We start from the raw sequence: 13,483 nt of genomic DNA, 5'->3' as shown, positions 1-13,483 counted from the left end.
TCGTGGCGAAGGTAAACATCGTCCGCCCCGGTGAGGGCGAGATCCTCGGCAGCGGGGCGCAGCAGATCCGCATCCTGGAGAACGGCGAGCACACCGACCACCGGCTGGGGTTCGCCGAGGTCACCATCCCGCCGGGCACCCCGAGCCCGTTGCAGCATCGCCACGCCCAGCATGACGAGGGCTTCTACGTGCTGGCGGGAACTTTCCGGTTCACCGTCGGCGAGGACCACTACGACGCCGGGCCGGGCACCTGGGTCATCGTGCCGACCGGGGCGCCGCACACGTTCGCCAACGTCGGCGACGAGAACGCGGTCATGCTGAACACCTTCACGCCGGACCTGTATGTGCAGTACTTCCGCGACTTCAAGGCCATGATCGATTCCGGGCAGCCGGTCAACGCCGAGACCATGCAACCGCTCTGGAAGAACTACGCCACCGAGATCTCGGACGAATACGCCTCGTGAAGCGCCTTCAATACGACCGCTACGGCGGCCCGGAGGCGATGCGGCTCGCCGAGTTCGAGTGAAGCGCTCACCCTGCCGAGCGGGGCACGCGGGAGAGGGTCGGCTACGCGTTCGCTGACACCAGCCGCGTACGAACGAGCGCTCGCAGCATTGCGGCGCCTGCCCCCACTGCTGCAAGGTGCAGGACCGCCGCGAGCGCGAGGTTTTCCGGCAGGGCCGCATCGGCCGGCCGCGCGACCGCCAGGTACAGGGTGAACGGAAGCTTCCAGCCGCTCCAGGCGAACAACGAGCCCGAGCCGAGCCAGCCGAGCACCATCGGGCCCCATCGGGGGACTCGTGCGGGCCGGCCTCGGACGGCAGCGCAGGTGGCGGCGGACGCCACGAAGGCCCAGAGCCCGAAGACGCCGGACAGCACATACCAGGGGAGGTCCCGCTCGCCGCGGTGGGCGACCCCTGCGGTGCCGCCCACCGCCCAGTACAGCCAGACAAGACCGACTGCGGCGCCGACCACGGCCGTCCATGGCAGCGCCCTTGGCGAGCCCTCTCCGCCGTCCCCGAGCCGCCCCGCGAACGCGTCCGGCCAGCGCCGCCGCAGGTACGCGGGCAGGGCGATGGCCAGACCCAGCCCCATGCCCACAAACCCGATCTGAACCAGCGCGGCCTCCCAGGCCGGCATCGACGGGCCCGCGTCACTCCCGCTCTTCGGACTGTCATCCTCCGAGCCCAGCAGCGAACTGAGAACGGCGTACGGCAACACCGGGACGAGGAACCCCGTCCCGACCCAAGCGCAGAAAGCCAACGGCACTGCCGGTATGCGCATCCCCCACGGCCGCACCAGCGCGAGCGCCACCGCGATCCCGATCCCTGCCATACCGATCGTGGCGCTGTTGAGTACCACCCACTCCGCTGTGCCGAACCCGGTCCCGACCGGCAGCAGCCCCAAGAGCGAACCGACCACCCACGACACCTTGATCAGCAGGTAAGGCGTCAGCGCCAGCGCTGCCCCATACGCCGCGACCCGCCCGGCCCGATCCCATCGATCCACTTGAACTCCCCATTCAAGCAACGGAGTTCAAGTCTCATTCACCACCGCCCCCACGGGCGTCAACCGCCGGGCGTATCCATGTCATCACTCAGGAGGAGTGAGAAGCGGCCGACGGGAGCACGGAATTGATCATCCAGGCCGAAGGGCGGGGTGTTCGGCGGTGGTCAATGGAACGAGCATGGAGACGTGACGCCTCCTCCCTTTGACATTGACGCCTTCCTCGATCAGCCGCTCACCGCGCGCATCGCTACCGACGGACCGAGCGTGCGGCCTGTGTGGTTTCTGTGGGAGGAGGGCGCCTTCTGGGTTCTGACCGGGCCGTGGACCAAGCTGTTTCACCGGGTGCGCGCGGATGCGCGGATCGCTCTGGTGGTGGATGTATGTGACATCACTACGGGGCTTGTCCGCCAGGTCATCGCCCGTGGCCGTGCCGAACTCGTTCCCTTCGACGTCCCACGTGGGCGCCGCAAGTTGGTCCGTTATCTGGGCACGGATGAGTCCCGCTGGGATTCACGCTTCGTCCGCTACCTCCATGACGATCAACAGCGCGGCACGGTGTGGCTGCGGCTGACCCCCTCGTCCCTGACAGCCCACGATCTGAGCTATACGGCCACTTGCTGAGCTTGTTCTCTGCCCAACAGGATCTGCCTGGCTTGCCGATGGCCTTGAGGATCTTGAGGCGTCTGAGCGTCTTGCCTACGTCGTAGCGGGGCGCCCTGCGCTTGTTGAGGGGCACAGCCACGGAAGACTGAGTGGCTGTGCGCGTCAGCGGGCGGCGCGGATCATTACGGTGAGGAGTGGTGAGGCTGCCGAGGGTTGACTCTGCCCGATGCCTTCGAACCCCCACGAACGGTAGAGCGCGTGCACCTTCCCGTCACCGGCGGCCGGGTTGACCATGAGCGTGACGTACGGTTCCTCGCGCGTGGCGAGGAAGGCGTCAAAGATGCGCCGCGCGGTCCCCGTGCCACGCCACGCGGTACGTACACCGATCTCCTTCAGAGCCACGGTTGGACGCTCGGTGTACTCATCCGCCGGCATCGGTGCGGTGCGCTGCCAGTACCGGTCACCATGCTCGATCGTGTTGCCATACGCGTAGCCGACCGGGTGCCCGTCCGCGTAACCGAGGACGGCGATGAACCCCGGTTCGGCCCCGTGCCGGTCCAGACGCTCGCCGAACGCCGTGACCGCATAGTTCGGCAGGTGGAGCAGCGGGGCGCGCACGTCGGCGTACACATCGAGGGGATCGCCGAGGACGGGGGCGAGGGCGGTGAACGTGCGCAGTTCGATGGCGGACGCCGCCGTTATGCGGTGGTCCTCCGGGGGGAGGCGTGTTCGGTCCAGGACCGTACGGCGGTGCTGCTCGGCGCGGTGGCGTGCAGTGCGGCTCCGAACTCCTGCAGCATGCGCGTCACCCGGGCGTGTTGGGTAGCGATGTCGGAGGGGACCTCCATCGCCGTGGCGATGGCCAGTTCGACATCGCCTTGCCCGAGCTGGGCGGCGGCGAGCCGGGCGGTGTTGATGGCGCGGTCGCGCCGCATCTGAGGGCGGAGCAGTGTCAGGCTCCGGTGGGCATGCGTTTCGGCTTGTTCGAAGTTTCCGAGGCGGAAGTGCGCGGCGAGAGCGAGTGTTTCAAATTCTGCTCCGATGTGGACCGCAGCCATCCACAGCGGCCGAGCGAGATCCGGATCGGCGCGTTCGAGTGCGTCCTGGGCGCAGCCGAGGGAGCGCTCCACGGCTGCGGCGTTGTCGGTGAGGCCGTAGGTGGCGGCCTGGCGAGCATGTCCCAGGGACGCGAACAGGGGGTCACGGCGCGTGATGTGCAGACTGCGGGCGACATCGTTGGCGGCGAGCGCATCGGCAGGGCGCCCCATGTGCCGGTACATCGTCCCCGTGTGACTCCAGATGCGGAACTTGATCGCCTGGTCGCCGGACATCTCGGCGAGGGCCTGCGCTTCGCGCATGTGCCCCTTCGCGTCGTCGTAGCGGCGGCCGTCGATCGCAGCCCACATCGCCGAGGAACGGAACGACGCCGCACACGCGTACAGGCTGCTGCGTACGCGCTGGGTGGCACTGCCCGCGTTCTGAAGGTTCAGCGCCTCATCGGCAAGCGTGGCGGCCCGCTGCTCGATGCCGAGTTGTCCGCCGTGGCGGTGGTCACTGGCGATGACCTCGGTGAAGCGCGTCCGCAGACGGTCGACGTCGCTCATACCGATACGGCGGGGCGATGTGCCGGGGGCGGCTGCCGCTGCGGCGGCGGCAGCGATGCCGCCGACGAGGGTACGGCGTTTCATGTCGGAGTCCTCCTGCGATGGGGCCGGTGTGAGCGAGGTCCGGCCCCGTGGAACGAACCCTAAAGCGATGGCGGGCAGGCCGGTGACGTCCTCAAGGGCCTTGCGGGTAGCTGATTTGGGCCACTTGACCCGGCCTGCTTTCCAGGACCGGATCGATGAGCCGTCCAGCCCGCCGGCCCGCCCGGTAAGTCGCTCAAGGGCCCCGTTCACGGCGTCGGCCAGGCTGTTGGAGCTATGCCCGTGCTCGGCCATCCATACCTCAAGAGCCGCATTACGCGTGGCTTCCATACCCGCACCGTAGCGTCACGATCTCCGTCCGTCATGTAAATGGGAAGTCAAATCACCCTAGGACATTCCGCCGTCTAAGCCTCTGATCGCCCTAACTGTTCTGCTGCGAAGGGGAGTTGTCTGGTTACTGGCCGCCCGTAACAACGTGTGTGCGGTTGTTGACGGCCCGGCCCGCCCCTGAAGTCCCCCGAGGGGGCGAGCCGGGCGCCGAGACAACGACGAAGGCTCCAACAATGACGAGTCTCAGTAACCCAGTTCAGGCCGCTCCCGTCGGCCACCCCGCCTACAGCCAGACGTTTCCGTGCGAGCCGGAGACGGCCGAGGCCGGCCGCAGGCTCGTCCGTGACGCGCTCGCCGTATGGCACCTCGACGATCTCGCCGACCGCGCGGCGCTGATCATCTCGGAGCTGATCGCGAATGCCGCCCGGCACACTCCGTGCCCCACGATCTGCCTGATGGTCGGGCGGCCGAGCGCGAGACGGGTACGCATCGGAGTGGTGGACCGGGCGCCCTCGCGACTGCCGGTACTCGGACCGGCCGACGCCGACGACGAGTCCGGCCGCGGCCTGCTCCTCATCGACGCGCTCGCCGACCTCTGGGGCTACGACCTCCATGGAAGCGGCAGGCGCGTATGGGGCAAAGAGGTCTGGGCGGAGATCCTTGTCGAGTCCGGACAGTGACCGGAGAGCCTGTGCTCCCGCCCCTGCCGGACCTGGCCCGGCTGAGGCCCCGGCAGCAGATGGCCATCGACTGCGCACGGTGCGCCCGGCATCTGGGGATGTCCGGCCGTGTGCTGGGCGAAGTGCGCTATCGGGGGCTGTTGTTCCGGCTGTGGATCTGCGAGGTCGAGTGCCCTCCACACGCCCGTGGTGAGCGGTGACCGGCTGTCGGCGCCGTACGTGCCCTCGCCGGGCCCCTGAGAATCACAACCCGCTGATGTGCGGCTGGGAAGTCTGGTGGCTGGTCGCGGATATCGCCGGACTGCTGACGGCTGTTGCCCTGGCCCTGCTGGCCGAATGACTGCCGGTGGCCTCCCGGCTGTCCGGAGTCACAGCCGGACTGTCAGGCGGTTCCAGCACAGAGCACGGTCCCTGTTCATCAGCCGCCCTACGGCTGCCCGCTGACCTGGAGAGATGATGCTTACAGCCCCGACCTGTCGCAGCGTTGAAGGCGCATACCTCACCTTGCTGCAACTGGCCTCGAACAACGCCGAGCACCACATCGCCGCCCGAGGAAACGACGCCCGCGAGGTGATCGGTGTCGGCTTCCGACTGCCCGACCCCCGTCAGAGGCTTCCTTACCTGGCCACACGCAAGGCCAACCCGGTCTTCCAGTTCGCCGAGGCGCTCTGGTACCTGGCCGGCCGCCGCGACCTGGAGATGATCGGCCACTATGCCCCGTCGATGCGGTCCAGTTCACGCGATGGGATCACCCTCGGCGGGTCCGCCTACGGTTACACCCTCTTCAACCCCGCCGACGGCGACACCGCCTCGCCGTTCGACCGTGTCCTGGAACTGCTCCGTACGGAGACCGACAGCAAGCGCGGATACCTCCCCGTCTTCTCCGCCTCCGAGTTGGCCGTCAGTGACAACCCCGACATGGCGTGCCTGGCCGGACTGCACCTGCTCGCCCGCGGCGGACACCTGCACATGGTGTGCAACATGCGGGCCAACGACCTGGACTGTGGCCTGCTGTCCGATGTGTTCAGCTTCACGATGATCCAGGAGTACGCGGCCGTGCAGCTCGGCCTGGAGCTGGGCACGTACACCCACTTCATCGGCTCCGCGCACGTCAATGACCGGAACGCCGAGCGCGTCAAGAGGGTGCTGGACGAAGCGGACATGCGACGCCACCCGCAGCACTTCCCGTTCCCGGCGATGTCGGCGGAGACCACCCCCGCCACCATCACGAGGGTCCTCGAACACGAGGAACTGCTGCGCACGAACAAGGCCCAGTACAACGCCGACGACATCGCGGGCCTGGATGTGGACGCGTACTGGCAGCAGGCCATCTTGCTGTTCGAGGTCTACCGCCAGATCAAGCACGACCAGACCGAGACGGTGAGCCACGACGTGCTCGATGCCCTGCATCCGGGGCTCCGCTGGCTCCTCGAACACAAATGGGCGGCCTGCGCGACCCCCGGGGACCAGCAGTGAGCCGGAAGCCGCCGAGCGGTGCCGTCGTAGAAGGCATCGACTTCGGGCGCTGGGCCGTCATCCTGTGCAAGCCGGACGCGGTCGAACGCGGACTGGTTGATGCCGTACTGGAACGGATCGCCGCCAGAGGCGCTACGGTCACGAACCGGCGCGAGGTCACCGTGCGGCCCTGGCAGGTCCACGTGCACTACTGGGACCTGTTGGTGGAAGCCGACTGGTTCCCCGATCGGGACATCGCCGCGTGTCTGGACGAGGCGTACGTCGGGCGACAGGTCACTGTCGCGCTCGCCCACGCCGAGCCGGGCGTGCACGCCCGGCTGCGCGACCTATTGGGCCACTTCGACCCCACACATGCTGCTCCTGGCTCGATCCGAGGCGATCTCGGCAACGACAGCCTCAACGCCGCACTCGCCGAGAAGCGACTCGTCCGCAACCTCGTGCACACCTCCGACGACGCGGAAGCGGCCCGCCGCGACTTCGGCACCTGGTACGGCGCCGGCCGCCGCGACCTCCTCACGGACCTTCCGGTGCAGAGCGGTCCCGCTGAAGCCTGACCTCCACAGGAGACCATGATGAACACTCCCACCGTCGGCACCCGCCGAGCCTTGCCGATCATGCTCGCCGACCAGATCAGCAGCCTGAAGCCTGAGCTTGCGGATGTGATCGAGTACCGCAAGTCAGGACTCTCGCTGAACTGGATCGTCGGCTGCCCGCTGGACTGCGGGTACTGCGTACGGCACCTCTTCAGCAACTTCGAGATGAAGGTTCCGCGGCGCCTGATGAGCGACGAGGAAGCCGTACGCCGGCTCGTCGGCCACACCTACTTCCGACCGCACAAGACGCCGATTCAGCTCCTGAACCGGGCCACCGACCCGATGCTTCCCGTGGTCAAGCCCCACGTATTCAACGTCCTGCGACAGCTCGACGACCGCGGCCTGACCAACCACGTCCTGATCATCACCCGATGGCGCGTCTCTCCCGAGGACTGCGCCGTCCTCAACAGCTTCAAGAAGCTGCGCCTGACCGTCCTGGTCACGCACTCGAACATCCAGAATCCGGCTGTCGAACCGGTGGACAGCAACATCGCCGCCGAGAGCCTGCGAACCCTGTACGAGCACGCCGAGCGGTACCGGACTGTCCTGTACTGGCGGCCCATCGTGCCCGGCCTCAACGACTCCGACTCCGACATCGCACGCGCACGCGAACTGTCCCTGCATGCGCACGCCACTGTGTTCACCGGCCTGTTCTTCCGTGACGAGATCGCCGCGTACTACGAGGCACACGGCCTGACGATGCCGTACGAGGAGACGGCCCGGCGCAAGATCATGCCCGGGACCGCCGAGCAGCGGATACTCGACGCCTTCGAGCGGGACGACTCCTGAGGAGCCTTGTTCCGAAAGACCTCCTGCGGCGTGGCCTACGCCCACGAAGAGGCCGACTACAACGGGCACTACGGCATCCGGGAACTGTGCGACATCTGTCCGCCGGAGCAGGTCGCGAAGTGTCGGGCCGCGTGGCTCAAGCCCGATCTGGCGAACGTCATCCAGGAGGCACGAGGTCTCGGCGCGACCGGTCCGATCGAGGTCAACGACCGTGCCATTGTCGTGGAGGGACTGGATGAGCCGCCGCGCTACTACCTTCAGCACGGCTTCGGCTTCCAGTGCCACGACCGAGCCAAGCCCCATTACCACCGCCGGCACGGCCGGGCCCCTATCGGCTGGAAGGCGGAGAACGGAAACCCCGGCACATGAACTTCTCCTCATGGCCCCTGGTGCTCGTTGTCGATGTCGAGGGCAACGGCACCAACCCGCCCGACCTGATCGAGGTCGCTGCCCTCCCCGTACGGGAAGGGCGCCCGGACACGGGCACGGCGGGGGCGTGGCTGACCAGGCCGCGCCGCCCCGTCACCCCGTTTGCCGCACGCATCCACGGTCTGACCAACGAGCGGCTGGAGAAGGCGCCGGGCTGGGAGGCGATCGCCAACCAGGTCCATACGTTCCTGGGCGTCTCATGGATCTGCGCCCACAACGCGCACGTGGACTACAAGGTGCTCTCCGCGCACCTTCCCCAGTGGCAGCCGGCCGGAGTGCTCGACACTCTCCGGCTGGCCAGGGCCACCTATCCCGACCTCGCCAAGTACAGCCTCGACGCCCTGATCGAACACGCAGCGCCGGATCTGAGCGAAGCCCCCGCGCAACGTCACCGCGCAACCTTCGACGCCTACGCGACCGCACAACTCCTCATCGCCATGGCCAACCGCTACGAGAGCTGGGACCAACTCGTCGCCGCCGCCGTACCGCCCGGCCTGCCCGGAGCCCCCGAACCAGAACAGGAGCCCACCCTGTGGTGACCTCGCCCACTCCCATCCGTATCGGTGTGATGGGAGCCCATTCCACCGGCAAGACCCTGCTGATGCGCCGCATCGAGATGGAACTGCGCGGCCAGGGCATTCCGGTGGCCCGCACCGGCAAGCTCGGCCGGCGCGCCGCCCTCGTGCCGCTGCCCAAGATGCAGCACCACACCGTCGCCTCCACCACGTGGGTCATCGCCACCGGCATCGCCGACGAGATCGCCGCCACAGCCCGACTGGAGGACGGCCCGGTACAGGTCGTGCTCGCCGACCGGGCGTGCTGGGACGCGCTCGCCTACTTCCGAGCCGCCCAGGAGTGGCGGCGGCAACCCGCCCCGCAGGCGGACCGCGAGGCGCCGCACCGACTCGCCTCCGCCCACGGCCACACCTACGACCTTCTCCTGGCCACTGTCCTCGACCCGAGCCTCCCCGTGGAACACAAGCATGACCACGACGCCCGCTACCGCACGCTGGTCGACCTCCACACCCATGATCTTCTACGCGAGGAGAACATCCGGTACGTCCGTGTCACCAGCGCCCCCGCCAGCCAGGAGCTGGCCATCGAGCACGCCCTCCAGCTCTGCGCGACGCAGGCTCCGGCATGACCGCCACTCCTCCCGAGGACGCGACCACGCTCCCGGGCCATGACTGACACATCCCAACGGGGAGCGATGCGCGACGCCTCCGTCATCGTGGCCCGAGACGGGGACGGCATGGTCGCCGTTCTGGCCGCCGAATTCCCCCGGCACGGCGGCGCGTACATGTTCCTGCCCGGAGGGCGCCGGGAGGGTGACGAGACACCGGAGGAGTGCGCGCGGCGCGAGCTGCGTGAGGAAGCAGGCGTCACCGCCGACACCTGGCGGCCCCTCGGCTCGTACGCCATCACCCTGAACGCCTCCGCCCGCGTCCACCTTTTCCTGGCCGAAGGTCTCACCTGCGGACCGCGGCAACTCGCGCCGGGCGAAGCGGACTTCACGCTGATGTGGTGGTCGATGGCCGATGCGATCCGGGCCGCCGTCCAGGGACGTTTCCTGCTCCAGGGCGGCCTCCTGGCGCTGCTGCTGGCCCAGCAGATGACCTCGGCCGGCGCTCGCTGAACGCTCACCACTGGGGCACCGGCGTGCGACCCGCACCCCTGGCCATCCGGGTGAAGGGTGGGAACACCTGCGTCGGCAGAATCGAATGTGGCCCCGAAAACCCCACTTTAGGGTGAACTAACGTCAGGTGCTCGCCAGTTCACTCTCCGTGCGTACAGGATTCCGGTGTCCCGGTCGCCGCTGCCGCAGTCTCGTGTCCCCGAGCAGGCAGGACGGGCGACGCCAGATCTCTTGTGGGGGTTCCACTCTCTTGAACAGCAACACCTTCCGCATGCCCGCACGCCGCCGCCACCGTGCCGCCGCCGTCATGGCCGCCGCAGCGCTGACGGCGGGCCCTGTGTTCCTCGCCGCGCCGGCGGGCGCCACCGGTGGGCCGGGTGAGGGCCGTACGGGCGACGGGCGGGCGAGTGCGGTCGTGCTGCGGGCCGGGCTTGATGTGTCCCTGCTCGGCAAGACCGTCGACGTGCCGCTGAGGGCCTCGCTCAACGAGGTCCAGGCCCCGGCGAGCGCCGAGCGGACGGCGCTCTCCGTCGGGTTGGACGGGGTCGACCAGGGCAGGCCCTTCAGTGTGCTGCGCGCGGATGTCGCCACGGCGAAGGCGACGGCCGACGCGCGCCGGGCCAAGGGCTACACCCGGCTCGCCCACGCGAAGGTCCATGTCCCCGGGCTTCCGCTGCTGTCGCTCGTCGAGATCGAGGAGGTCACCTCCAGCGCGGTCTGCGAGGCCGGCAAGCGGCCGGTCGCCGACTCGAACCTGCTCGGGCAGGTGACCGTGCTCGGCAAGAAGGTCACGCTCTCGGCTGGCGGCCCGACGCGGGTCGAGGTGCCGGGTGTGGGCGAGGTGACCCTCGATCTGTCGCAGACCCGCACCACCACCCGTACGGCCGCCGCGACGGCGCTCGGCCTCACGGTCTCGGTGAACCCGCTGAAGCTGAACGTCGCCGAGGTCCAGGGCACGCTCACGCTCGCCGAGGCGACCTGTGAGGCACCGAAGGCGCCCGCGGTGGCGGTGCCGGAGCGGCCGGAGCCCTCCGGGACCGCCGAGGCGCGGGAACCGGCGGAGCCGGAGCAGGCCAGGTTGAAGCCCCAGAGCGCCGCCGAACCCGAGCGGGCCAGTCTGGCGGAGACAGGCGGCGACTCCGCCACGCCGTATCTGGCCGGCGGCGCGGCGGCGCTCCTCGCGGTGGGCGCGGGCGCCCTGGCCCTGACGAGGAGGGCGCGCGCCAGGCGTTGATCCGTCCTGCCGGTGCGCGCCCGGCGCGCACCGGCCCCGGCCGTACCCCCGTCAGCTCCCGACCGCCGTGAGCGCCTGGTCGAGCGCCTGGAGGAAACGGTTCGTCGTCGTGCGGTCCCGGACCGCCAGGCGGAGCCAGCGGGGGCCCAGGCCCGGGAAGGTGTCGCCGCGTCTGGCCGCGAAGCCCAGGGTGCGCAGCCGGGCCCGTACCGCGTCCGCGCGGTCCATCGCGATCAGGACGAACGGGCCCTCCGCGGCCTCCACCGCCCGTACCTCCTCGAACTCCGCCAGCCCCGCCAGCAGATGCGCGCGCTCCACCGCCATCCCGCGCGCCGCCCGCTCCGCCTCCGCGAGCGCCGCGGGCTCCATACACGCCTGCGCCGCCGCGAGCGCGGGGGTCGAGACCGGCCACAGCGGCTGGACGCGCTCCAGCGCGGCCACCGTCCCCGGCTCCGCCAGTACGTACCCGATGCGCAGCCCCGCCAGCCCCCAGGTCTTGGTGAGGCTGCGCAGCACCACCAGGCCCGGTACGTCCGTACGCCCCGCCAGCGCCTCCGGTTCGCCCGGTATCGCGTCCATGAACGCCTCGTCCACCACCAGCGTCCGGCCCGGCCTGGCCAGCTTCGCGATGGTGTCGGCCGGGTGCAGCACGGACGTCGGGTTGGTCGGGTTGCCGATCACCACCAGATCGGCGTCCTCGGGCACCTCCGCCGGGTCGAGCCGGAAGCCGTCGCCCGCCCGCAGCAGCACCCGGCCCACCTCGTGGCCCGCGTCCCGCAGCGCCGCCTCCGGCTCCGTGAACTGCGGATGCACGACGACGGGCCTGCGGGCCGGCAGCGCCCGCGCGAGCAGCACGAACGCCTCCGCCGCCCCCGCCGTCAGCAGCACCCGCTCCACCGGCAGCCCGTGCCGCGCCGCGACCGCGGCGCGCGCCGCGCGCCCGTCGGGGTAGGCGGCGAGCCCGGTCAGCGAATCGGCGATCCGCGCGCGCAGCCAGGCCGGGGGCGTGCCCGTACGGACGTTGACCGCGAGGTCGACCAGGCCCGCGGCGCAGTCCCGGACCTCCGCGTCGCCGTGATGGCGCAGGTCGTAGCTGTCAGCGCGCGTAGACATGGCGGCCACCACTGTGATGATCATCGGATATGGCGGCGGGCCCGCAGGACCGGACCGCCGGCGGCACGGGGGACGTTCCCCGCTGGTGGGGTGCCATGCTCACGGTTCACTCTGCTCTCGATGGACGGGACGGTCCCGGACGGCCGGAGGGCCGAAGGGCCGGGGAGTGTGAGGGTACGGACGACACCGACATCATTTCCGCCCGGGTCGGTTCCACTCCGACTGGCCCCTGTACGCCACCGCACAGGTGACCCGTGCGGGCCCGGAAATCGGACGGGATTTCCGTTTCGGTACGAGCAGACCCCCGCCGCCCGCGAGCGCCGCGGCCTCCGCGACGGACGCCGTCCCCACGGCGGCGAGCGCCGCCGCCGACGGATGCGGTACGGCGATCCCATCCAGCAGCGCGGCCGGATACCCCCGTACCCGCACACCGAGCCGCGCCGCCGCCCCGGTGATCCCCGCCGCCCCCGCCTTCGCCTCGACCGTCGCCAGTTCCACGACACGGGACGGGGCAAGACCCGCGTCCCGCAGCGTCTCCTCGATCAGCCCGAGCACCTCCGCCACGGAGGCGCCGTCCCGCGCGCCGACCCCCACGATCAGCGCGGCACCCGGTTCCTGATGTGCGCGGAACCGGTCCGATCGGCTATGCAAGGGCCCATGGCGGTCTTCGTCGCGCTCGGCGCGTTCCTCATGACGCTGTTCGGCGGCTGGACCGCGCAGCGCGTCACCGACCGGCGCCATCTCGTACTGGGACTCGCCGGTGGGCTGATGCTCGGCGTGGTCGGCCTCGACCTGCTGCCCGAGGCGCTGCACGCCGCCGGTGAGGAGTTCCTGGGGGTGCCGCGGGCGCTGCTGCTCTTCGTCGGCGGCTTCCTCGTCGCCCATCTGGTCGAACGGCTCCTCGCCGTCCGTCAGGCCGCCCACGGCGGCGACCCGCACGGCCCCGCCGGGCCCGGCCACACCCACGGCCCCGGCAAGGACGGGCGCGTCCCCCAGGTGGGGCTGACCGCCGCCGCGGCCATGGTGGGCCACAGCCTGATGGACGGCATCGCCCTCGGCGCGGCCTTCCAGATCGGCGGCGGCATGGGCACCGCCGTCGCCCTCGCCGTCATCGCCCACGACTTCGCCGACGGCTTCAACACGTACACGATCACCAGCCTGTACGGGAACGACCGCCGCCGGGCCATCGCCATGCTGGTCGCGGACGCCCTCGCACCGGTCGTCGGCGCCGCGTCCACGCTGTTCTTCACGCTCCCCGAGAAACTGCTCGGCAGCTACCTCGGGTTCTTCGGCGGCGTACTGCTCTATCTCGCCGCCGCCGAGATCCTGCCCGAGGCGCACCACGACCACCCGGCCCGCTCCACGCTCCTGTGCACCGTCCTGGGCGTCGGCTTCATCTGGCTGGTGGTCGGCGTCGCCGGCTGACGGCTTCGGCGGCGGGACGG

General features: G+C 69.9%; 18 protein-coding genes. 13 read left to right on the top strand and 5 right to left on the bottom strand.

The genetic code is table 11. The annotated features are described in order from the left end of the window. The first annotated feature begins 2 nt into the window (after positions 1–2). The gene (locus tag ACIO3P_RS36965; protein ID WP_329826216.1) at positions 3–464 is read left to right on the top strand and encodes a cupin domain-containing protein; all 462 of its coding nucleotides are present in this window, start codon (positions 3–5) and stop codon (positions 462–464) included. 103 nt (positions 465–567) lie between these two features. On the opposite strand, the gene ACIO3P_RS36960 is transcribed toward ACIO3P_RS36965, so the two are convergent. Then, positions 568–1,509 carry a hypothetical protein gene (locus ACIO3P_RS36960; RefSeq protein WP_401850257.1) on the bottom strand — a complete coding sequence of 314 codons (942 nt, stop codon included), beginning with the start codon at positions 1,507–1,509 and terminating at the stop codon, positions 568–570. Between the two features lie 186 nt (positions 1,510–1,695). Between ACIO3P_RS36960 and ACIO3P_RS36955 the strand changes: the two genes are divergently transcribed. Next, the gene (locus ACIO3P_RS36955; protein WP_401850256.1) at positions 1,696–2,130 is read left to right on the top strand and encodes a pyridoxamine 5'-phosphate oxidase family protein; all 435 of its coding nucleotides are present in this window, start codon (positions 1,696–1,698) and stop codon (positions 2,128–2,130) included. 144 nt (positions 2,131–2,274) lie between these two features. On the opposite strand, the gene ACIO3P_RS36950 is transcribed toward ACIO3P_RS36955, so the two are convergent. Further along, complete coding sequence (locus ACIO3P_RS36950; protein WP_401850825.1) at positions 2,275–2,814, bottom strand: GNAT family N-acetyltransferase; 540 nt, start codon at positions 2,812–2,814, stop codon at positions 2,275–2,277. Further along, on the bottom strand, positions 2,811–4,088 hold the full coding sequence (locus tag ACIO3P_RS36945; RefSeq protein WP_401850254.1) for an XRE family transcriptional regulator: 1,278 nt from the start codon (positions 4,086–4,088) through the stop codon (positions 2,811–2,813). The genes ACIO3P_RS36950 and ACIO3P_RS36945 overlap by 4 nt, the downstream gene beginning before the upstream one ends. 233 nt (positions 4,089–4,321) lie before the next feature. On the opposite strand from ACIO3P_RS36945, the gene ACIO3P_RS36940 reads away from it, so the two are divergent. From ACIO3P_RS36940 to ACIO3P_RS36895, 10 genes are all read left to right on the top strand, one after another. Then, the gene (locus ACIO3P_RS36940; RefSeq protein WP_329826220.1) at positions 4,322–4,768 is read left to right on the top strand and encodes an ATP-binding protein; all 447 of its coding nucleotides are present in this window, start codon (positions 4,322–4,324) and stop codon (positions 4,766–4,768) included. Further along, complete coding sequence (locus ACIO3P_RS36935; RefSeq protein ID WP_401850253.1) at positions 4,765–4,968, top strand: hypothetical protein; 204 nt, start codon at positions 4,765–4,767, stop codon at positions 4,966–4,968. Before ACIO3P_RS36940 ends, ACIO3P_RS36935 begins: the two co-directional genes overlap by 4 nt. Before the next feature lie 304 nt (positions 4,969–5,272). Then, complete coding sequence (locus ACIO3P_RS36930) at positions 5,273–6,244, top strand: thymidylate synthase (RefSeq protein WP_401850251.1); 972 nt, start codon at positions 5,273–5,275, stop codon at positions 6,242–6,244. After that, positions 6,241–6,798: a nucleoside-diphosphate kinase gene (locus tag ACIO3P_RS36925; RefSeq protein WP_401850249.1), complete on the top strand. Its 558-nt coding sequence runs from the start codon at positions 6,241–6,243 to the stop codon at positions 6,796–6,798. The genes ACIO3P_RS36930 and ACIO3P_RS36925 overlap by 4 nt, the downstream gene beginning before the upstream one ends. Before the next feature lie 18 nt (positions 6,799–6,816). Then, positions 6,817–7,626 (top strand): hypothetical protein, encoded by an 810-nt coding sequence (locus tag ACIO3P_RS36920; protein ID WP_401850248.1) that lies wholly within the window; start codon positions 6,817–6,819, stop codon positions 7,624–7,626. A gap of 30 nt (positions 7,627–7,656) precedes the next feature. Further along, positions 7,657–7,995, top strand: coding sequence for a hypothetical protein (locus ACIO3P_RS36915; RefSeq protein WP_401978275.1), 339 nt, complete (start codon positions 7,657–7,659; stop codon positions 7,993–7,995). After that, positions 7,992–8,594: an exonuclease domain-containing protein gene (locus tag ACIO3P_RS36910; RefSeq protein ID WP_401850244.1), complete on the top strand. Its 603-nt coding sequence runs from the start codon at positions 7,992–7,994 to the stop codon at positions 8,592–8,594. Before ACIO3P_RS36915 ends, ACIO3P_RS36910 begins: the two co-directional genes overlap by 4 nt. Further along, positions 8,591–9,199: an AAA family ATPase gene (locus tag ACIO3P_RS36905; RefSeq protein WP_401850242.1), complete on the top strand. Its 609-nt coding sequence runs from the start codon at positions 8,591–8,593 to the stop codon at positions 9,197–9,199. Before ACIO3P_RS36910 ends, ACIO3P_RS36905 begins: the two co-directional genes overlap by 4 nt. Positions 9,200–9,238: 39 nt before the next feature. Continuing rightward, the gene (locus ACIO3P_RS36900) at positions 9,239–9,691 is read left to right on the top strand and encodes an NUDIX hydrolase (RefSeq protein WP_401850240.1); all 453 of its coding nucleotides are present in this window, start codon (positions 9,239–9,241) and stop codon (positions 9,689–9,691) included. A 250-nt stretch (positions 9,692–9,941) separates the two neighbouring features. After that, complete coding sequence (locus ACIO3P_RS36895; protein WP_401850238.1) at positions 9,942–10,925, top strand: SCO1860 family LAETG-anchored protein; 984 nt, start codon at positions 9,942–9,944, stop codon at positions 10,923–10,925. 51 nt (positions 10,926–10,976) lie between these two features. Here the strand turns inward: ACIO3P_RS36895 and cobC are convergent, their stop codons facing one another. Both cobC and ACIO3P_RS36885 read right to left on the bottom strand, forming a co-directional pair. Then, positions 10,977–12,038, bottom strand: coding sequence for an Rv2231c family pyridoxal phosphate-dependent protein CobC (gene cobC / locus ACIO3P_RS36890; protein ID WP_401787764.1), 1,062 nt, complete (start codon positions 12,036–12,038; stop codon positions 10,977–10,979). Positions 12,039–12,230: 192 nt separating this feature from the next. Beyond that, positions 12,231–12,689 carry a cobalamin biosynthesis protein gene (locus tag ACIO3P_RS36885; RefSeq protein WP_401787762.1) on the bottom strand — a complete coding sequence of 153 codons (459 nt, stop codon included), beginning with the start codon at positions 12,687–12,689 and terminating at the stop codon, positions 12,231–12,233. 6 nt (positions 12,690–12,695) lie between these two features. Here ACIO3P_RS36885 and ACIO3P_RS36880 point away from each other — a divergent pair, with 6 nt between their 5' ends. Beyond that, complete coding sequence (locus tag ACIO3P_RS36880) at positions 12,696–13,463, top strand: ZIP family metal transporter (protein WP_401850237.1); 768 nt, start codon at positions 12,696–12,698, stop codon at positions 13,461–13,463. Positions 13,464–13,483: the final 20 nt, after the last annotated feature.

The organism is Streptomyces sp. NPDC087310 (assembly GCF_044744405.1).
Classification (GTDB): domain Bacteria; phylum Actinomycetota; class Actinomycetes; order Streptomycetales; family Streptomycetaceae; genus Streptomyces.
Note: the sequence above shows the minus strand (reverse complement) of the source record. Positions and strands in the feature narration are given on the sequence as shown.